The following is a 19,243-nucleotide window of genomic DNA, read 5'->3' on the forward strand; positions in this document are numbered from 1 at the left end:
CCTGCGCGTCGGGGGCCGTCGACGTCTGCGGCGTACGGCGTTCTCCCCCGCCATCGACCTCCGCGACCCGTGCCGAACTCCCTGCGGACGGCACGGACTTCGCCCCTCAGGGGAACGGGTGCGGCACCCGCCGCAGGTCCTCCTCCCGCAGCGGCGCCGGGACCAGACCGGCACGGTGCGGCGCAGTCCGCAGGCGCGGCATGTGCAGGGCACGCTGCCGCCGCCAGCCGAAGTCGATCGGCAGCAGCCCGGGGGCCAGGGTCGCCACCGTACGCAGTCCCATCCGGCGCTGCTCCGGAGTGGTCTGGTCGACGGCGATGACGTCGCAGTCGGCGCCGACGAGCAGATCGCGCAGGAGCAGCAGATCGTCGCGGAGGTCCTCGGTACGCGGCCGGCGCCCGTCCCAGCCGGCGAACAGTTCGCCGAGGGAACCGACCTGGGGCGGCGCGAGGTAGTTCGCGGCGTGCTCGCGCATCGCGGGCAGCCCGAACAGGGCCGCGTGGTCCGGAAGTCGTTCGACGAGGTCGAAGTCCTCGGTCATGGCGGTGAGTTCGGCGGGCCGTTCGGCGACCTGGCCGGGCAGGTGCGGGATGTAAGTGAGGATCTCGGAGACGGCGGACTCGACGGCCGTCTCCGGGTCGAAGGAGGCGCCGGCCGCGAACGCCAGTGTTCCCGGCCCGTCGTCGCGGCGGACCGCGAGGCCGGTGACGACGGGGACCGGCAGGTCCACCCGGTTGTCGAAGACATGGACGTCGTAGCCCTGGAGCGCGGCCCGCGCCACCATGGCCCGCACCTTCGGGCCGCGTACCGAGGCCAAGTCGATCTCGGACAGGGGCAGGTCGCCGTACCAGCCGAGCAGGAAGGCGTCCCGCTCGACGAGTTCGAGGAGGCCGAAGAAGACGGCTTCCTCCCAGGTCCCGCCGGTGGCGCAGCCGTTGGAGCACTCGAAGACGAAGTTGTCCTCGCGGGTACCGGCGCTGTAGTAGACGAGCCGGGCCGGGACGAGCACCGGACGCTCGTCGCGCAGCGACCATCCGGTGACCCAGGGCAGCGGCCGGGCCGGGTCGAAGGGCTGGACCATCGGGTCCAGGGCGTAGGTGCGGGGTTCGTACAGGCCGCACACGCGTGGGTCGAGGGCCCGGTCGCCGAGTTCGTCGAGGGACGCGGTGACGACCGGGGCACGGTGTCGGCGGTGGGTGCCCGCGTACCGTTCCAGACCTTCGAGGAACGCCAGATCGCGGCTGCCGGCGTAGGAGTTGGCCTGACCGCTCCAGGTGACGTCGGTGAGTCCGGCGTAGCCGCGCATGAAGACGCTGCCGGCGACCGGCGCGGTCGTGGGTGAGGTGACGTCGATCCAGGTGCCGCCGCCGAGCACCCCGCACACCGGGTTGGCGAGACCCTTGACCGGCAGCGGGTAGTCGTCGGGACGGCGCAGCCGGTAGGTGTCCGGGCCCGGTTTCCGGCGGGATGACGGCGGCTCCGGGGTGGCCTCGGCGGCGGCCCGCAGGGCGGCCTCCTCGGTGAACGGGCGGCAGTGCGGGCACATCGGCTCGGGCACCAGCGGGAAGGTGCGTACCCGGAGGGTCTCCAGGTCGAGTTCGGTGATCCGGGGCAGTGCGCCGTCGGCGCCGTCAGCGCCGTCGGCGGTGTGCGGCGCGGCGCCGGTGGTGATGAGCCGGTGCAGGGACCACACGGCGTCCACGGTGTGGTCCGGCAGGGTGGGCCACGGTCCGGCCGCGGTGGTCTCCGTGCCGGTCTCCAGTGCCTCGCGCTCGGTGCGGGTGCGCAGCCTCTGACGGCGCATGGCCAGGCAGGTTCCACAGGCCGGGTCGGCGTCGGGGGCGCCGCCCCAGGGGCCGAGCAGCACGGCCTGGGCGGTGAGGTGGACGACGGCCGCGTTCGGGGGCGCGGGCTGCCCGCCCGGGACCGCCGCCGTGGGCGTGGACTGCGTGTCCACCCCCTCCGTGACGGTTGCCGTGGGCACGGACTGGCCGGCCGGCCTGCCGAGGACGTTGATGTCGCCGATACGGGAGACGGCCGGGGCGGGCACACCGGCCGCCGCGGCGCGGGCCGCCAGGCGGGTCTGGAGTTCCGCGCGGGCGGCCTCCAGGGGCGGGACGGCGGGTGCGGGGGCGGTGACGGTGGTCATGGCCGGTTGCTCCAGCGGAAGATCCGGGTGGCGATCAGCCCGAAGACCAGGGCGAACACGGCGAGGCCCACGCAGTCCACACCGATGTCACCGAGATCCCCGCGGCCGCCGAAGGCGTCGGTGAGCCCGTCGTTGAGGTAGTGCAGCGGCAGGACCTTGGCGACGTCACGCAGCCAGCCCGGCATGAGGTCGTCGGGGAAGAACGACCCGGAGAGGAAGGCCATGGGCACCATCACGATGTTGGCGATGGCCGCGACCGCCTCCGGGCTGTTGGCGACGCTGCCCACGACCAGACCCATGGCGAGGAAGGCCGTGACTCCCCCTACCAGCAGCGGAATCGCCGCCCACCAGGTCCCGTTGAGCCGGAGGCCGAAGAACGGCAGCAGGGCGATGGCGGTGAACAGCACCGTCTGTACCAGAGCGACGCCCAGCGCCACGGTCCAGCGCGAGGCGAGCAGCGTGCGCAGCGGGGTCGGGGTCCGCCAGATGAGGCGGAGCAGGTCGTCCCGGCGCCACTGCATCAGGGCGAAGCCGACGGAGAACACCGCCGCGTTGCCCACACCCCAGGAGAGCACGCCCGGAGCGATGTAGTTGATGGACGACAGGCCGCCGTCGACGTGCTGGCCCTGGAAGATGAGGCCGAAGAGGACCAGGAAGGCGAGCGGGAAGGCGAAGGTGAAGAAGAGGGTCGTCCTGTCGCGCACGCTCGCGACGTAGGTGGCCCTGGTCAGTGCGGCGTAGGCGCTCAACGGTGGTGCTCCGATCCGGTTCCGGTCAGCGTCAGGTAGGCGTCTTCGAGGGTGGGGGTGCGGACGGTGACCGTGTCGATGTCCACGAGGTCCCCGAGGGCGGTGAGGACGCGGTTGGGGACGGTCGTCTCCAGGACTAGGTCGTCGCCCTGGACGGTGGCGCGGTCCACGCCGGCCAGTGCGACGGCCGCCTCGGCGGAGAGGCCGGCGGCGGGGACGAACAGGCGGGTGGGGGCGGCGAGGGAGCGGATGAGGTTGCGGGGCGTGTCGAGCGCGACGACCCGGCCGCCGGCGATGATCGCCACCCGGTCGCAGAGCGCCTCGGCCTCCTCCAGGTAGTGGGTGGTGCAGATGATCGTGCGCCCCTCCGCGCGCAACGAGCGCAGTACGTCCCACAGTTCGCGGCGGGCCTCGGGGTCGAGGGCGGCCGTCGGTTCGTCCAGGAAGATCAGATCGGGTTCGTGCAGCAGCGCGGTCGCGACGGCGAGGCGCTGGCGCTGACCGCCCGAGAGGTGGTCGACGCGGGCGTTCTCCTTCTCGGTGAGGTTGACGCGTTCCAGTGCGGTGGTCGCTGCGGTCGGGTCCATGCCGTAGAGCGCGGCGACCGTGCGCAGATGCTCGCCCGCGGTGAGGCGGGCGAAGAACGCCGACGCCTGCGTCTGTACACCGATCCGGGCCAGCAGCGCGGTGTCGCGGGGCCAGGGGCTCTGCCCGAAGACGGTCACCGTGCCGGAATCGGCCTCGCGCATGCCCCCGACGATCTCCACCAGGGTGGTCTTGCCCGCGCCGTTGGGGCCGAGGATGCCGAAGAACTCGCCGTGTCGTACGTCGAGGCTGACACCGTCGAGTGCCGTCACCTCCCCGTACCGCTTGGTGACGCCGTCCACGGCGACGACCGGCTCAGTAGCGGTCACACCGACGGCGCTCTCAGCGGGGAGGGTCTCGGTGAGGATGGCCTCGGTGACGGTCTCGGACTTGCTTTCGGGTGCGCTCATCGCCTCTTTCCTAGGGTGGATCCGTGGGCTCGGGCCGTGCGGGAGCGGTCCGGTGCCCGTCGCCGGGGTGGGGTGCCCAGACGTGGCGGTGGGGGGTGTGGGGCCGGTGCCCTGGTCCTTCGGGGAGGCGGCGGGGGCACGTCCGTCGGGCGCGGGCGCCTGCGTGGGGCCACTGGTCGCGGCGGGCGTGGTGCGCCGGGAGCGGCCGAATGAACCCAGGGCCCACAGGAGCAGTACGGCGGCGAGCAGGGCGACGGGCAGCCACCAGGCCAGGACCGCGAGGCCGTCCGGCAGGGTGACGCGCAACGCGGCTCCGCACAGGGCGAGCAGCGCGGCGCTCTGTACGGCGGTCAGCAGGGCGAAGCCGCCGTACAGGACCCGCAGTCGGGGCGGGTACGCGGTGAGGCCGGGTCCGCGGCGGAACGCGGCACGGACCGCGATACCCGCGAAGTCGCGGCTGCCGGTGGCGAGTTGGGTGACGCCTAGGGCGTGGCCGAGGGCCCGGTAGCCGTCGAGGGGTGCCAGCGGCAGCAGATTGGCCACGGCGGAGACCACCCCGAGGAGAAGCAGCGCGCCGAGCGCGGGGCGGGCCTGGGCCTGGGCGGGCAACAGCGCCCACACGGCGTAGAAGGGCACGAGGAAGAGCAGGTTGGCGAAGACGCCGGCGCAGGCGGTGGCGACCTTGCGGCCGCGGCTGCCGAGGAACTGGACGTCCTCCACCGTGCAGTAGAGATAGGTGGCGCCGAGGATCCAGCGCAGCCCGACTTCGGTGACGCGGCCGCCCCAGGCCCGTGCGAACAGTCCGTGGGCGAGTTCGTGGAGGGCGAGGCTGCACCACAGGACGCAGCCGACGGCGAGCAGCAGCGCGGGCTGCCGTGCCGTCTCCTCGGTGTGCCGCCAGAGCGGGCCGGCCTGGACGGCGACGGCGGCGAGCAGCGCGACGGCCAGCATGACGAGCAGGATCAGCACGGCGGGCCGTCGGGCGGGAGCGGTGGCCCGGTGCAGCCGGTCCATCAGCGCGGGCGCGTCGGCGACCAGCCGGGTCCGTCCGGCGAGGATGCTGCTCGGCGGATGGCCGGCCCGGGGAACGGTGGGCGGCGTGGAGGGCACGGCGGCCGGTGCGGGGCCGCTGTCTAGGAGGTCTCGGCCGTGCAGCAGCCGGAGCATCTGTCCCCACTGGGCCTCGCCGAGTCGCGCCCCGAACTCGCCCGCGTACGCCTGGCCGATCTCGTCGAGGCTGTGACTGCCGTCGAGCCGGGCGATGATGAAGTGCTCCTTGGGGCCGAACTCCAGGCGCCGACCGGTGCGCGGGTCCATCAGCAGGTGGATGCGGTCGGCACCGCGCACCAGGCTGGGGCCGAACACGACGTCGCCCCGTACGCACGGCCGGGCGGCGAGGAACGCGTCGGTGCTCACTCTTCGCTCCCCGGCGTCCGACCGCCTTCCGGCGCCGGGTCGGCGCCCGGTCCGTCGGTGCCCGCGGCCTCCGCGTCCCCCTTCTCCCCGGCGTTCCCGGACGCCTCGTCACGCAGAGCGCGGGCCAGGACGTAGGAGAGGAACGCCTCGTCGCGGATGGTCATGCTCAGCCGGTTGTTGGTCATGTGCATGTACGGCGAGAGCAGCATGGGCAGCGCCTGGGCGGGATCGGTGGGGCGGATGTCGCGGCTGTTGTCCCACGCCCGGAACGTCAGCTCACCACCCACCGCCAACGCCTCGGCCCGGTCGCGCAGTTCGGCGCAGTGCTCGGCCCAGCCGCGCAGAAACGCCGGGAGCCGTTCCGGCTCGCCCTGCGCGACCGTGTCGCGGATGCGGCGGAAACGCTCGGGAAGGCTCGCGCCCATCGCGCTGTAGGCGCGGTCGTAGCCCTTGTCCTCGGTGTAGTTGGTTCCGTTGAACGCCCGGTCCCAGAAGGCGTGGTAGCGGTCGAGGAAGGTGAGCAGCGCCGCGTCGTCCTTGAGGAAGGTGCCGGACATGACCATCATCAGCTGGGCGGAGAGCCCGAGGAGCACGGTGCGCAGGTGCAGGTTCATGCTGCGCGTGGCCTCGACGACCAGGTCGCTGGAGTGCTGGAAGTGCCACTCGGCCAGGGCGATGCCGCTGGGGCCGCCGTATTTGCCGTACTCGGGCTCGTAAGGCCGGTCCTCGAAGCTGTTGTTGGGGCGCAGTCGCATCCGTCCGTCGTCGCCGAGGAACGCGGCGCGCTGGTCCTCGGTGTACTCCAGGGTGAACAGGGTCTCGTACAGCTCGGCGAGGAAGCCCGCCTTCACCTCGTACAGCGCCGGCCGTTCCCGAAGGAAGGCGTCGAGGGCCGCGTGTGCCCGCTCCCGGACGACGGGGGCGTCGGCGGCCCGCCGGGGGCGCAGCCGCAGCCGCAGGTGCGGGCCCTCCAGCCAGTAGTTGATGAAGAAGTACCCGGCGAGCAGGCCCTCCTCGGTGAGTTCGTCCACGAGTGGTCTGACGCACTGCAGGAGCAGCGGGCGGGGGCTGGCTGCGTAGAAGACGTGCACGGCGAGCCAGTCGCCGGGGGCGTCGTCGTCCTGGGTGCCGGGGGTGTCGGGGGATGCGGTGGGCGCGGTCATCGGGTGGGGTCCTCTTCGGGCAGGCCGGCCGGGCCGGGCAGTATCTCTACGGCGAGTTCGGCGACATGTCGGCCGCGTGGTGAGGTGACGTGGAGTTCGCTCTCGCCGGGCAGCATCTCCTCGAAGACGGTGCGGGCGTGTTTCCCTGCCAGGAGGCCTTCGAGGGCGGTGAGGGAGAGCGGGCTCTCGAAGTCGACGTACTGGGGCTTGGAACCGCCGAACCAGCCGCCGCTCTCGCCCGAGGTCTCCTCGTGGACGGTGGCGAACACCCGGTCGGGCAGCCCGTGCCGGACGCGCCAGCGGTGCCAGCCGAGGTACCACTCGCCGTCGGTGGTGTCGGGGGCGCGCAGCGGGAGGGTGCCGTCGGCCGCCGTCCAGGAGCGCCGCTGGAGCACGAGGGAGTGGTGGCGGACCCGGGGCCGCCGGGTGACGCCGTCGTCCTCAGGTCCGGTGGGCACCCCGCGCCATACGTCCGGCACGGACCGGGCGGTCGGCGAGAACAGCAGCAGGGTGCGGGGGATCTCGGGCAGCACCATGGGAACGAGGTAGCCGAGGTAGAGCGGGACGACCTCGCGGTCCAGGCGGTGTGAGCGCAGGGTGAGCCGGTCGCTGTCCGCGTCGTGCACGGCGTAGAGGTCGTCGAGGTGCAGTCGGGCCTCCTCCGGGGCGGTGCTGTGCTCACCGGGGCAGACGATCTCGTAGTCGGTGAGGCGGCCGTGGAGGTTGAGGTTGGTGGTGGCTGCACCGGCGGTGATCTCGGCGAAGACCGCGCCGGGCGGCAGGAGTCGGCGCAGTTCCTCGCGCAGCGCCTGGGTCAGACCGGGGGCGTCCGCGCCGTCGAAGCAGTGCGTGAAGCGGGTGAAGGGGAAGCACAGGCCGCCGAAGGAGTCGTTCAGCACGACCAGCGGATCGCCGTCGCGGCGGGCCAGTTGGAGGAAGTGGCTGTGCGGCTGGAAGGTGGGCGCGGCGGAGCCGAGCGCTTCGGCCACCTCGGCCACGGTGGCGTCGTCGAGCACGAACTCTTCGGCTCCGGCGGGAAGTTCGGCCCAGTCGGCGCGCATCCGGGCGGTGAGGGCCGCGCGCGCCCGGTCGACGGCGGTGATCTCCGGCATGCCGAGCCAGTTCTCCTCCGGGGCGTGGCTGCCGTCCGGGAGGCGGTCGTCCTTGGTCGCGGTGAACTGGAGGTACTGCCGGAAGATGTCCTCGTGGAAGTCGTGGACCAGACGCAGCAGGTCCTCGCACCGCCCGCCGCGTCCGAAGCGGGCGAGGAAGAAGCCCTTGAGGGTGAGCCGTTGGGGCAGCGCCACGTCGAAGGCGGGCAGCACCCGGCCGATCGAGCGGAGCGGGGCGGCGGCGAGCGCGGTCCACTCGGCGAGGCCGGCGCTGGTGGTGCCGGCGGACACGTCCTCGTAGACCAGGGTCTGTGGCAGTGCGGGCCGTTCGGCGCCGAGGTCGCTCTGGAGGGCGAGCAGGTCGGCGCGGAGCGTCCTGAGCAGGGCGCGGCGGCCGGGGACGTCCGCCTCCGGGTACCGGGCGAGGACGTCGGCCGGGCCGCCCAGACGGGCGGCGAGTTCGTCGGCCCAGGGGCGTTCGAGCGCGCGCAGCGACTGCTGGAAGGCGCGCAGCGGCTCGCGGTCGTGGACTTCGGTGGCGAGGCTGGGCAGTTGGAGCATGCCGAGGTCGAGCAGGGCGGTGAGGTAGTGTCCCGCGGCCTCGTCGTCGGCGCCGGTGGTGGTGGCCAGCCAGTTGGCCAGGTCGCCGTGGCGGAGGGTGGCGTCGTGGTCCCGCAGCAGGGCGAGCATGCCGTCCAGGGTGCCTCGGCGGCGGAGGAAGAGGAGCCGGTCCTGGGCGGCGTCGAAGCTGACCGCGGCGCTGTCGTCGCCCGCGGTGACGGCCCGCTGGACGTAGCGGACCCGGTCGTCGTCCAGCTTCCATCCGGAGGCGAGGGCCACCAGCAGGTCGGCGCGGCGCCGGGGGTCGGCGGCGACCAGTTCGGCGAGCCGGGTGAGGACCACGACGTTGAGCCGGCAGTGCCCCGTCCAGTCGTCGCCGACGTGGGTGGCCGCCGGTGTTCCGTCCGACGTCTCGAAACCGCCGAGGGCGACACCGGTGAGGGTGCTGAAGGGGCTGGTCTTGCAGGCGGTGCGGTAGACGTACGAGAGCAGTGAGCGTTCCATCTTGCGGGCCCGCTTGCCGGGGACGGGAGCGGGATCTGCGGCGAACGCGTCGAGCCGCTCCTCCAGAGTGGGCGAGGCGAGCAGCAGGCCTCGGCGCAGCCGGTCGTCCAGGGCGAGCTCGCGCAGGGCGGTGCGGGTGCGGGCGAGTCCGGCGGCGAGGACGCTCTCCCCCTCGGCGCGCAGGTCCGCCCAGCGGAGGCGGGCGTCGAGCCAGGTCGCGAGGTCGGCTCCGGTGTCCCCGCCGATCTCGGCGGCCAGGGCGCGGGCCGCGTCGAGGTCGTTCGGCAGACGGTTGTTGAAGACGTTGCGGCGCAGCGCGAGCAGACGGCGGCGCAGCGCGGCGTCCTCGGTGGCGCCGACCACGGTGGACAGCGGGTCGCTGAGAGCGGCGCCGAGTGCGGCGAGCCGATCCTCTTCGTCGGTGGCGCGGGCGGCCCAGTCGGCTGCCTCGGGGGCGCGCAGGGCGACGACGGTGTCGATCGGGAGGCCTGCGACGCGCAGCATGAAGCGGCCGTGCAGGGACGCGGATCCACCGGCGTCGGTGGAGTCCTGGGCCGGACTGGTGGCGGTGGGGCTCACGCCCTCCCCCTTTCGTGTGGGGTGTGCTGCCGTCTTTCGTGTGGGGTGTGCCGCCGTCCGCGGGCGGGCCGCCAGTCCGGTCGGCGACCCCGGGGCGGGGCGGCGTTCGGGGGCAGGGCCCGGCCGGGGGTCACGGCGCGACGATGTCGTAGCGGTAGTCGGCGGAGCGGGCACGCTCGTGGCCGATCATCATGATCAGCAGCGGGATCTCGCCCCGCTCGGCCAGCCCGAGTTCCTCCTCGAACGAGACGCTGTCGAAGCCCAGGGCGACACCGCAGCCGGTGCCGGCCGCGGAGGCGGCGGTGTAGACGGCCTGGGCGACGGCGCCGACAACGGCGTTGACCAGGCGGTAGCCGCGGTCCCCGACGGCGTCCAGCACGGCGTGTGTACGTGCCACCGGCACCAGGACGGCGGCGGCCTGCTCCACGTTGTAGTTGGCGAGGAAGTAGTTCTGCTGGAGGAAGGAGCCGTAGTCGCCCGCCTTCAGCAGCACCAGCTCACCGGTGTCACGGTCGTACTCGTAGAGGCCGGCCGGCACGTCGCGGACATGGTTGACGAAAACGCACAGCCGGGTCAGGGGTGCTCCCCCGGGCGATTCGGCGTCACTGTCCAGCGTGCTCGCGGCCATCGCCGCCCGCAGCGTGGCGGACAGCTTGGCCGCGTCGAGCGGCTCGACGGACGTGAACCGCCCGAAGCTGCTGCGGCGTTCACGCAGCGCACGGCGTACGGGAACCTCCAGCGGCGCGGGCGCCGGCAGTGGGACGCGGTCGCCGGAGACGGCGGGAGCGGCGAGGGCGGCGTCCAGGACGCCGGGGGCGGGCCGGTCCGCGGCGCCCTCCAGGGTGGCGGCGTGGATACGTTCCAGGGTCGGGAAGGACAGCACCCGGTGGGACTTCTCGTCGGGGACCCGGCGCACGAAGGCGTCGGGTGTCGCCGGTGCCGGCGTCGGTGCGGCGGTGCCGGCCCAGCGCAGCGGTACGACGGCGAACACACCGTCCTCCTCGGGAGTCAGCCCGAGCAGCCGGCCGAGCCGGGGCTCGTCGAACCAGAGGGCGCTGCCGAGGTGGAGGCGGTGCGCGCGGGCCCACATGCGCCAGGTCTGCACGAGGGCGCCGATGTCCATCGTCACGGCGTGGTAGCAGAAGCTGTTGTACTTGAACGAGTTCTGCCAGAACGTCACGCCGAGGACGAGGAACTGGTCGGTCCCGGCGGCTTCCTCCAGATCGCCGAGGGCCGTGCGGACCTCTGCGCTCACGTCGCCCGACAGGACCCGGGTGACGCGGTGGTGCGGGGTGTCGTAGTAGTAGACGCCCGGCGTCAGGGGCCCGCTCGCCCCGCTGATCCAGTGCACGCCGATGGGGTAGAGGCCGCCGCCGGAGGCGGTGCCGCGCGACCAGTTGGCGTGCGAGTAGAACGGCAGGGAGCCCAGGTCGGTGTTGGCCTGGACGGCGAGACGGCGCCCGGTCAGACCGTAGGAGTCCCGGAGCATCGCGCCGAGCAGCGGCAGCGTGAACGCGCCCGTGCCGGACTCGCCGAACAGGCCCCGGCCGAGGGTCGCGTCCGCGGCGCAGCCGCCGTCGGGGAGTGGCACGTGCGAGGCGCCGGGGAAGAACTTGCCCTTGCGGGGGCGGTCGGACCAGTCGGGGACGAAGTCGGCCGGTTCCATGGGGACTCGGCCCCGCCGCATCACCGCGGTCGCGTACTCATGGGCGTATCCCACGGTCACTCCCTTTTCTGCTCGTGCTCGTCTGTGGTGGGCGCGGACGGCTGAAGTGCCGGGCGCCGTATGGGGCGTGGTGCGGATGTCGGGGGCCGGCGCGTCGGTCGAGCGACGGGTGCGGTGGTCAAGGGAAGGGGTGCGGGGCCGGGTTGAGGCCGTCCGGGGGCAGGTCGTCGGCGCGCAGTCCTGCCTCTCGCAGCGCGGTGCGTGCGCGGGGCATCAGGGGGCCGCGCTGCCGGTTCCAGCCGAAGTCGATCGGGATGAGGCCGGGCACCAGGACCTTGACCGTGTGAAAGCCGAGTGCCCGCTGTTCGGCGACGGTCTGGTCGACCACCACCACGTCGAATCCCCGTGCGGTGACCGCGTCGACGCACGCCGCCACGTCGTCCCGCAGATCGGCCGAGGCGGGCAGGGCACCGGGGCCGGAGGCGAGCGACGACAGCGGCACCCGGTCCGCGACGTCGCGGCCGCGCAGCAGGAAGTCGGTGTACGGGCCCATCTCGGGCAGCCCGTACAGCAGTGGGTGGTCGTGCAGCACCCGCACCTCGCCGAAGTCCTCCGCCATCCGCCGGAGTCGACGCTCCTCGCGAGCCGTACGGCGGCGGAGGTTGACGGAGTCGGTGGCGATCTCGCAGAGCCCGCCGGCGAGCGCGTCCTCGGGGTCGAGGGAGGCGCCCGCGCCGAAGCAGAGCAGTCCGGGTCCGCCGTCGACGCGTTCGGCGACCGCCGTCACCACCGGCACCGGGAAGGTGACGCGGGTGTCGAAGAACCGTGCCCGGTAGCCGTACATGGCGAGCCGGGCGACCATGGCCCGGGTGGCCGGCCGGGTGCTGCTCGACGGGTCGATCTCGGGCAGCCGGGCCCGGCCGAACCAGGCCAGCAGGAACGCGTCGCGCTCGATGGTCTCCATCAGGCCGTGGTAGACGGCCTCGGCGAGACTGCCGCCGGAGGCACAGCCGTTGGAGCTCTCCTGGACGAAGCGCCGCTGGATACCCCCGGGTGCGTGGTAGTACGCCACGACCTCCGGTACGAGAACCGGCCGGTCCTCGCGCAGCGACCAGCCCCACACCCACCGCACCGGGCGGTCCGGGGCGAAGCGCGGCGCGTCCGGGTCGGCGGCGTGGAAGGCGTCGGAGTAAAGGCCGGTGACACGCGGATCGACCGCCGTGTCGCCGAGGTCGTCGAGCGCGGCGGTCACGACGGGCCGCTTGGCGCGGGCCCGCATCCCCGCGTACCGCTCAAGTCCCTCCAGCAGTCCCACGCGTACGCTCGCGTCGTAGGTGCCGGTGTGACCGCCCCAGTAGCACTCCCGCAGGTAGTCGCCCGAGCGGGTGGTGAACGCGCCGACCGTGGAGGAGGTGGAGGCGGACGTCAGGTCGGGTACGACGGACGGTCCGAGCATCCCGGTGACGGGGTTGGCGAACGCCTCGGGCACCAGGTCGTAGGCGTGCAGCGGGCGCAGCCGGAAGCCGTCCGGGGCGTGCTTGGGGCTGGAGTCGAGGGTGATCCGGGCGGCTTCGGCGGTGTCGTCGGGACGTGACCCGCAGGACGGGCACTCACCGTCCGGTACCAGCGGGAACCGGGCCACGTGCAGCGTCTCCAGGTCCAGCAGCCACACCCACGGGTGTCGGGCGGCGCGGGGGTGCCGGGCCGCCGCCGCGACGAGGGCGGACAGGGCGTCCGCCACGAAGTCGGCCTGCCACGGCGGGATGCCGGTGGCCCGGGTCTCCCCGTCGCGCTCGATGGCGTCGCGCAAAAATCCGGCCCGTACCGACTGCCAGCGCCGGGCCAGACAGCCCGGACAGCCCGGACCGCCGTCCACGGTCGGCGGGCCGACCACGGCGTGGTGCCCGTACAGCCCGACCGGTACGGCGTCGGCGGCGAACTCCGCCGGTCCGGCGGCCAGTTCATCGCGACGGCCGAGCGGGACCACTACGGCCGGCGGTGTGCCGGGGTGGCGTCCCGCACGCTCCGCGAGGGCGTCGGTCAGCGCGGCGCAGACCTCGTCCCAGGGCCCGGTGGACCCCGTTTCACGTGCCGCGGCCCGGTCGCGCGGCGCGGCCACGGTGTCAGTCGGCACAGGGCGCCCCGCGGGTCAGCAGGACGCGCGCCGCGTGGAGGTGCCCGGCCGCGAGGTCGGGGGCGCGCAGCGGTACCGCGAGGGCGTCCCGGCCGGCGGCGGCGAGGCCGTCGAGCACGGCGGCCCAGGTGGTGTCGGTGTCCGCCAGCGGTACGACGCCCTCGGCGACGAGGGTGGCGGCGTCCAGGTCGGCCCACATCGGGTCGCCGGTGTCGGGTCCGTCCGCGGCGCGGCGCAGTTGCTCGGCGCCGAGCAGGTCGCGCAGGGCCTCCAGTACGGAGTCGCGGTGCCGCAGGCCGCTGCCGGTCGCCCAGCGCACCTCGGCGGTCGCCGGATCGGTGAGGCGGGCCAGGGCGACGGGCAGCAGACCGTCGCCGGCTGCGGTGAGGTCGAGGATCTCGACGTCGACGCCCAGGTTCTCCGCCGAGCGCAGCAGGAAGAGCGCCTCGGGGTCGGCGGTGAGGGAGGAGGGGTCCACGGCGGGCACCGGTGCGGTGCGGCGGACGGCGCCGCGCAGCGCGTCGAGCGCGAGTGCGGTCGCCAGGGCTCGGGCGAGCGCGGGCCGCGGGGCGGTGGCGACGCCGGTGCCGGCCGAGGTCCGCTCGAACAGGCCCAGATCGTTCCAGCCGCCCAGGGTGCGGACGGCGCCCGCCGGTACCAGCACGGTCCGGCCGTCGGTCAGGGAGACGGCTTCGCTCCAGTGGGCGACCCGGTCCGCCGGGACGTCGAGCCCGCTGGAGACGGCGAGTTCGGCCGGCGCGACACGGGTCCACTTGCCGACGGCGGCCGGGAGCGCGGTGGCGTCGAGCACCCGGGGCGGAACGACGTGTTCGGCGTAGACCTCCGCGGCACGGAAGAGCGCGGTGAGGCGGGCACCGGCCACGGTGTGGACATCGGCGGCGGAGATCCGGCGCGTCCGGCCGGGCGCGATGCCCAGGACGACGGTGCTGACCTTGAGCGGGGTCTGCTCCCAGTCCTCGTCGGCGAACGCGGTGAAGACACCGGCCCGCTCGTGGACGAGGACGCTTCGCTGCTCGAGTGCCGCGAGCAGGGCCTTGGCGGCGTCTTCGTCGGCGGCTCCGTCGGCGGGCGGCACCGCGGGCTCGTCGTCCGAGTGGGGCGTACGCAGCATCTCGCCCGGAAGGGCGGCGGGTTCGGTCGCGCTGGTGTCCGCGGCGGCGACGGTGGCCTGCTCGGCGCCGGCGACGCCCGTGACCGCGGCGATGTCCTTGACCGCACCGGCGTTCTCGTCCGCGGCGGAGTTCAGGGCCCCGCCGAGGCCCTCGGCGGCGCCGGTGTTCTCGATCCCACCGCCGTCCTCGGTCCCCCCGGCATCCTCGGCCAAGCCCGTTTCCCCGGCCGCGCAGTACGGGCAGCGGGGGTGCGGGAGGAGCGGCTCGGTCAGTACGTCGAGGGAGTCGAGGTCCTGGACCACGATCTGGTTACGGGTCTCGGCGGGCAGCGCCTCGGTGGTGAGGCGGAACACCTCGAAGGCGAGGAGGTTGCCGAGCATGCCGGCGAGCGGGCCGGTGAGGTCGGGTGCGGGGGCGCCCAGCGGCGCGGCGGGGCCGACCGAGGCCCACAGTTCCGCGCTGTCGGCGGCGTCGGAGCCCGCGCCGAGCCGCAGGACGGCGCAGCACCAGCAGCCGGGATCGTCTGCGGTCATCACCGGGCCGACGACGGCACGATTGCCGAACGTCCAGGCTCCGAGCAGTCGGCGGCCGGCGGGCACGCCCTCGGCGAGCAGTCGGAGCAGTTGACGGCGCCCGGCCGCACCGGCGACCAGGACGGTGTCCCAGCCGTCGAGGTCCTGCCAGCCGTACGTCCCGTCGTCGAAGGGGGTGCCTGCGGCGGGCCGGACTTCGGCGGGCGAAGCCCCGGCGGTGGGTGCGGGCAGGCGGACCAGGCGGGGGGCGCAGCCCGCCTCGGTGAGGGCCGCGGCCTCGGCGTCGAGGTCGGCGGTGCCCTCGACCCCGTGGAGTTCGCGGGAGAGCCCGTCGTACGGCAGGTCCGGCTCGGTGATGGTCACGGCGGCGCAGCCGTTACGGAGCAGGCCGAGCGCCGCCCACCGGGCCAGGGCGCCGTCGCCCAGGACCGCGACGGGGGTGGAGCGGAAGCGCAGGAATCGGGCGGGCGCGTTGTCCGCGTAGTGGTCAAGGTAGTCGAGTTGACGCGAGAAACGTTTCTTTACCTGGGGTGACAAGCCGACCGCCGGTGGCGTAAGCCCGGCGTCCCGGGCGAAACCACGCGCGTAGAGTGCGCGCACGAGTTGGACCACCATGTCGCGCTGCTTGTCCCCCAGGCCGGCGCACAGTTCCTCGACCCGGCGCTCGCCGTCGAGATGGGGCACGATCAGCGCGGCGAAGCGGTACGCGGACTGCGTGACGACATTGAACCCGCCGTGGGCGTTGTGGAAGAGCACCCCGGACGGGGTCCGGGTGAACAGCACGTCCCTGCGGATGCGGGGCCGCGACTGAGCGATCTCCTCGTGGGACGCGGGAGCGTAGGCCATGGGGTGCGTAAACCTCCGAAGTGCGGGGGGCGGTCAGCCAGTGGTCGGCGGGGGGACGGTCAGCCGGCGGCCGGCGGGGAGAAGTACGTCGGATCGGGTGGGGCGGCGCTCGGGAGGCTGGTGCCGGCCGCCTGGACGAAGAGCCGAAGCAGGTCGTGGACGCGGTAGCGGCCGGACGGATCCTCTTCCAACAGCCCGGCGTTGACGAGGGCGCGCAGGACGAGGGTTCCCGAGGCCGGAGGTGAGGCCCGTCCGAGACCGGACGACGCAGCGGCTGTGGGTGGCGGAACACCTGCGTTGGCCGACCCGGGACGTCCGCCGGTTGGTTCGCCGCGCAGGACGGCGCCGTGCAGGTCGCGCAGTGCCGTGCCGGGCTCCACGCCCAGCTCCGAGGTGAGGTGCGCGTGGATCCTGCGATACTCGGCGAGTGCCTCGGCGCGTCGCCCGGAGCGGTACAGGGCCTCGATGAGCAGGGCGGACAGCCCCTCGTGGCCGGGATCGGCTCGGATCGCCTCGCGGGCGTCGGCGACCATCTCCCGGTGTCGTCCCAGGCTCAGTTCACCGTCGAAGACGCGCTCGACCGCGAGGAGCCGTTCCTCGGTCAGGCGGGGCACGAGGTCACGATGGAGCTCGTCGGAGTGGACGTTGCCGAGGACCGGACCCTTCCAGAGGCGCAGCGCGGTCCGGGCGAGGTGCAGCGCGGACTCGGGGTCTTCGCTGGCACCGGCCCGTCGCAACAACTCGCGGAACCGGAGCAGGTCGAGGGTGTCGGCGTCGGCGTGGAGCCGGTAACCGCCGGGGACGGCCTCGATCGCCTGGTCGGCTACGCCGTACTTCGCGAAGAGCCGGCGCAGTCGCAGCACACAGGTGTGCAGCGCCGATCGGCCGCCGGCCGGTGGTCGGGTTCCCCAGACCACGCGCTGAAGCAAATCGGCGGAGACGACGGCGCCGGGATGCAGAAGGAGCGCGGCGAGCAGCGCACTGGGTCGGGAGGGTTGCAGCACGACCGTCTCGTGGCCGTCGGTGATGGCCAGCAGACCGAGCACCAGGAAGCGGGGTCGGTCGGTGGCTCCTGCTGCGGCGGTAGTCAGTTCAGCGAGTGCGCCGTCGGGCGCGGGGGCACCGGTCTTCACCACAGCCTTTCGCATCGCACGGTGGGTGGGGTGGTCCACCAAAGGCATTGCACGGCAACGCACTTGCCCCCGCCGGGGATGTGTGGCGGGTACAAGCTCGGTGCCGAGAGGGGAACTTAGATTCGATCAGGCCACCACGTCCAGTGGTTGGTATGAAACAACTGGTTACAAGTGCGGTCGCCGGGACCCGGGATGCCCAAGTGTGGGGGTGTGGTTTTGGCGGGTGGTCTGCCAGGGCATACGCTCCCGGAGGAGTGCCGGAGGATCTCCGTATGCCGCACTCAGGGGAGGATTCATGCCGTGGTGGGCGCTGATTCCGGTCGTCTCGATGATCACCGGGCCCGTCGCTCTGTACCTCATGACCCGACGCAAGCGTCGGCCCGAGGCCACCGATGAGCGCTACGAAGAGCTCTCGCGGAAGTACACCGCGCTGCTGGAGGACTCCACGTCGGGCGAGCTGCCCAACGGCCGGGCCCGCTACCCGGATCGGCGTTGAGAGGCGTTTGATCCCGTTGTCTCATCGCGTTCACCGGGTGCGGTTCATGTCACGCGTCAGCTCGGGGTGGATTCGGCGGCGAGTCTGCGGGGCATGAAGTCGATCTCCGGCTCAGCCGCTCTTCGAGGAAGGGGCTTCCCAGCAGCACGCTGAAGACGGGGGCGAGCGCGATCAACAGGCTCGCCGTGTCGGCCGCCACCTCCACCTGGGCCACGACCTCCGCCGTGATCTCCCGCGCCGCCTGTTCCACCGCCAGGTCCATTCCCGCCCCCTCGTCCGCACTGTTCGGACGATCATGTCAGCAGACTGCGACAGAGAGATCGGCCACCAGCACCGACGAGTCACTGCTGCCGCCCCCGAACATCCACGGCACCGCCCTCGACACCCCAGCAGCGCTCGCCAGCACCACCCAGGCGCTCCACGAATGCCCTCAATACCTCGGGTTGTACCTTCGATATGTTCGATATCAAGCGGCTCACGCGGGGACCTCGCCCCGCCTTCCGCCGTCACCGGAATCACTGTCGTCCCGACCGAATACGGTTTCGCGGTGAGTTGGGACGCGAACCCCACCCCGGACCTGGCGAGCTACGTGGTACATGAACGCGGATCCTTCGGCGGAGTGAGGTCGTCCGCGATCCTCACCCGCGCCCATTCCCGTCCCTTGGCATTGTGGGCAGTTGAGACGATCACCAAGCGACGCTTCGCCGCGGAGCCCGGGTCTGGCTTCGTTCACTATCAGCGACAGCGTTTGTCGATGAGCTTCAGCAGCAGTCGAACGTTCGCCCGTCGGGGAATGGTCACGAGAAGTGACGGCAGCGCTGTGTCGCCCAGACGGGCGGGGCGATCGACGTCTGTGACTGGACCCTGCCGCCCGGGTGTAGTTGCTCATGACCCGGACGAGGGTGCGAAAATGCGTTCGTGGTGACAGATGCCGAGTGGGCTCGGATTCGCCGGGGGTTGTGCTTCGGGCAGGTCTTCGAGGGCACCGTTGTGAAGGTTCCCCGGCCCGGTGCGATCGGGATCTTCGTGGACATCGGCCTGAGCATCGGAGGCTTCGTCGACGTCCTGTGGCTTCCGGAACAGAGCGATGACTGGCCGGCGGAAGGCACGGTTGCGGATTTCGAGATCTGGTGGGCAGACAGCCGTCAACAGATCCGGCTGCGGCCGTTGGACTCTCGGTATCAGCGGAACGACTTCGCAGACTTCGAGGCACGTTTCCGTCCCAATTGGCCGTCCGAGGTCGGTCAGCCCGTTCTTGATCCCAGGCCCCCGGCCCTCGATGAGGTGCGGTCCGCGCTGCGATCTGACGGGCCGCCGGCCAGCTCCCCGTGAGTTCTGGTGACGTGAGTTCTGGTGAGGTGGCCGACTGTCGTGGCGAGAGCTAGCCGGCCCCGGCCTCGGCTCGGGCACGACTTTCGACATCTGCGGGCATGACCAACCCCTTTCACCAGGAGCATCCCACTGCTGCCCTGGCAAGCACCGCAGTGCTGTCAAAGCTCGTGAACATCACCAGACCCTGGATCGGGATGCCTCCCGAACCCGTGAACAACTGCTGTCGCTACCCGTGAGCAAAGCCACGGGTCAGTGGAACCAGGCAACGAGTCGCACGTTGCCTGCTCCGTGGAGTTCGCTGAGTGTCCGCATCACGCTCCAGACCGGCCCGCAGTGGATTTTGTCTCCGGCGACCGATTCTCGGCTTCGTGTGCCGGAGCTGTCTGTCTCCTGCCAGTCGGTGGAGGCAAGCTCGGCCCAGGTGATCCATGTTGTGCCGTGGACGTCAGGAGGTCCGCTGTACGCGGCGTATCCGGTCTGCAGATCCTCAGACGCGTCGCTCGGAAAGCCGCGGCCTTCGGCCAGAGGGCGGAAGCCGAAGGAGTTCCGGATACCGAAGATGCAGGCGAGGGCGTCGTAGGCGTTGCCGTTGTTGAGCAGGAAGAGGTCGATGGCAGCGTGCCACACGGATTCCTCGTCGTCGGGGCCCCAGAGGCGGGCACCTGGTCGACACTCGATCATCCCGCTGACTTCGGTAGACATGCGGGCATGCTGCCCGCACGGTCCATGAGTCGGCACCTGC

13 protein-coding genes are annotated in these 19,243 nt (G+C 72.6%); 2 read left to right on the forward strand and 11 right to left on the reverse strand.

Features of this window, described 5'->3' with window-relative positions:
* Positions 1 to 106 precede the first annotated feature (106 nt).
* The 9 genes from OHB41_RS47610 to OHB41_RS47650 form a co-directional block, all read right to left on the reverse strand.
* Positions 107 to 2,149: a TOMM precursor leader peptide-binding protein gene (locus tag OHB41_RS47610; protein WP_266708194.1), complete on the reverse strand. Its 2,043-nt coding sequence runs from the start codon at positions 2,147 to 2,149 to the stop codon at positions 107 to 109.
* Positions 2,146 to 2,898 carry an ABC transporter permease gene (locus OHB41_RS47615; RefSeq protein WP_266708196.1) on the reverse strand — a complete coding sequence of 251 codons (753 nt, stop codon included), beginning with the start codon at positions 2,896 to 2,898 and terminating at the stop codon, positions 2,146 to 2,148. Before OHB41_RS47615 ends, OHB41_RS47610 begins: the two co-directional genes overlap by 4 nt.
* Positions 2,895 to 5,309: an ATP-binding cassette domain-containing protein gene (locus OHB41_RS52865; protein ID WP_526025098.1), complete on the reverse strand. Its 2,415-nt coding sequence runs from the start codon at positions 5,307 to 5,309 to the stop codon at positions 2,895 to 2,897. Before OHB41_RS52865 ends, OHB41_RS47615 begins: the two co-directional genes overlap by 4 nt.
* The gene (locus OHB41_RS47625) at positions 5,306 to 6,472 is read right to left on the reverse strand and encodes a lantibiotic dehydratase C-terminal domain-containing protein (RefSeq protein ID WP_266708198.1); all 1,167 of its coding nucleotides are present in this window, start codon (positions 6,470 to 6,472) and stop codon (positions 5,306 to 5,308) included. The genes OHB41_RS52865 and OHB41_RS47625 overlap by 4 nt, the downstream gene beginning before the upstream one ends.
* Entirely contained in the window at positions 6,469 to 9,228 is a 2,760-nt protein-coding gene (locus OHB41_RS47630; RefSeq protein ID WP_323138602.1) for a lantibiotic dehydratase, read from the reverse strand. Before OHB41_RS47630 ends, OHB41_RS47625 begins: the two co-directional genes overlap by 4 nt.
* A 130-nt stretch (positions 9,229 to 9,358) precedes the next feature.
* A complete protein-coding gene (locus tag OHB41_RS47635; protein WP_266708200.1) occupies positions 9,359 to 10,948 on the reverse strand; it encodes a nitroreductase family protein in 1,590 nt (529 codons plus the stop codon).
* A 124-nt stretch (positions 10,949 to 11,072) separates the two neighbouring features.
* A complete protein-coding gene (locus OHB41_RS47640) occupies positions 11,073 to 13,028 on the reverse strand; it encodes a TOMM precursor leader peptide-binding protein (RefSeq protein ID WP_266708202.1) in 1,956 nt (651 codons plus the stop codon).
* Positions 13,018 to 15,540 (reverse strand): TOMM precursor leader peptide-binding protein, encoded by a 2,523-nt coding sequence (locus tag OHB41_RS47645; RefSeq protein ID WP_266708204.1) that lies wholly within the window; start codon positions 15,538 to 15,540, stop codon positions 13,018 to 13,020. The genes OHB41_RS47640 and OHB41_RS47645 overlap by 11 nt, the downstream gene beginning before the upstream one ends.
* Positions 15,541 to 15,599: 59 nt before the next feature.
* Positions 15,600 to 16,688: an AfsR/SARP family transcriptional regulator gene (locus OHB41_RS47650; protein WP_266708206.1), complete on the reverse strand. Its 1,089-nt coding sequence runs from the start codon at positions 16,686 to 16,688 to the stop codon at positions 15,600 to 15,602.
* A gap of 280 nt (positions 16,689 to 16,968) precedes the next feature.
* Here OHB41_RS47650 and OHB41_RS47655 point away from each other — a divergent pair, with 280 nt between their 5' ends.
* Positions 16,969 to 17,169 carry a hypothetical protein gene (locus tag OHB41_RS47655; protein ID WP_266708208.1) on the forward strand — a complete coding sequence of 67 codons (201 nt, stop codon included), beginning with the start codon at positions 16,969 to 16,971 and terminating at the stop codon, positions 17,167 to 17,169.
* Positions 17,170 to 17,218: 49 nt separating this feature from the next.
* Here the strand turns inward: OHB41_RS47655 and OHB41_RS47660 are convergent, their stop codons facing one another.
* On the reverse strand, positions 17,219 to 17,431 hold the full coding sequence (locus OHB41_RS47660) for a hypothetical protein (protein ID WP_266708210.1): 213 nt from the start codon (positions 17,429 to 17,431) through the stop codon (positions 17,219 to 17,221).
* Between the two features lie 656 nt (positions 17,432 to 18,087).
* Between OHB41_RS47660 and OHB41_RS47665 the strand changes: the two genes are divergently transcribed.
* Positions 18,088 to 18,501: a hypothetical protein gene (locus tag OHB41_RS47665; protein ID WP_266708212.1), complete on the forward strand. Its 414-nt coding sequence runs from the start codon at positions 18,088 to 18,090 to the stop codon at positions 18,499 to 18,501.
* Between the two features lie 249 nt (positions 18,502 to 18,750).
* Here OHB41_RS47665 and OHB41_RS47670 read toward each other — a convergent pair whose 3' ends face one another.
* Positions 18,751 to 19,203: a hypothetical protein gene (locus tag OHB41_RS47670; protein ID WP_266708214.1), complete on the reverse strand. Its 453-nt coding sequence runs from the start codon at positions 19,201 to 19,203 to the stop codon at positions 18,751 to 18,753.
* Positions 19,204 to 19,243 lie beyond the last annotated feature (40 nt).

The sequence above is a fragment of the Streptomyces sp. NBC_01571 genome (genome assembly GCF_026339875.1).
Taxonomy (GTDB): Bacteria; Actinomycetota; Actinomycetes; order Streptomycetales; family Streptomycetaceae; genus Streptomyces.

What these genes read in the sequence shown, in the direction of transcription:
- OHB41_RS47610 (WP_266708194.1), bottom strand. Translation starts at nt 2,149, where the DNA reads ATGACCACCGTCACCGCCCCCGCACCCGCCGTCCCGCCCCTGGAGGCC.
- OHB41_RS47625 (WP_266708198.1), bottom strand. Translation starts at nt 6,472, where the DNA reads ATGACCGCGCCCACCGCATCCCCCGACACCCCCGGCACCCAGGACGAC.
- OHB41_RS47645 (WP_266708204.1), bottom strand. Translation starts at nt 15,540, where the DNA reads ATGGCCTACGCTCCCGCGTCCCACGAGGAGATCGCTCAGTCGCGGCCC.
- OHB41_RS47650 (WP_266708206.1), bottom strand. Translation starts at nt 16,688, where the DNA reads ATGCGAAAGGCTGTGGTGAAGACCGGTGCCCCCGCGCCCGACGGCGCA.
- OHB41_RS47655 (WP_266708208.1), top strand. Translation starts at nt 16,969, where the DNA reads ATGCCGTGGTGGGCGCTGATTCCGGTCGTCTCGATGATCACCGGGCCC.
- OHB41_RS47660 (WP_266708210.1), bottom strand. Translation starts at nt 17,431, where the DNA reads ATGGACCTGGCGGTGGAACAGGCGGCGCGGGAGATCACGGCGGAGGTC.
- OHB41_RS47670 (WP_266708214.1), bottom strand. Translation starts at nt 19,203, where the DNA reads ATGTCTACCGAAGTCAGCGGGATGATCGAGTGTCGACCAGGTGCCCGC.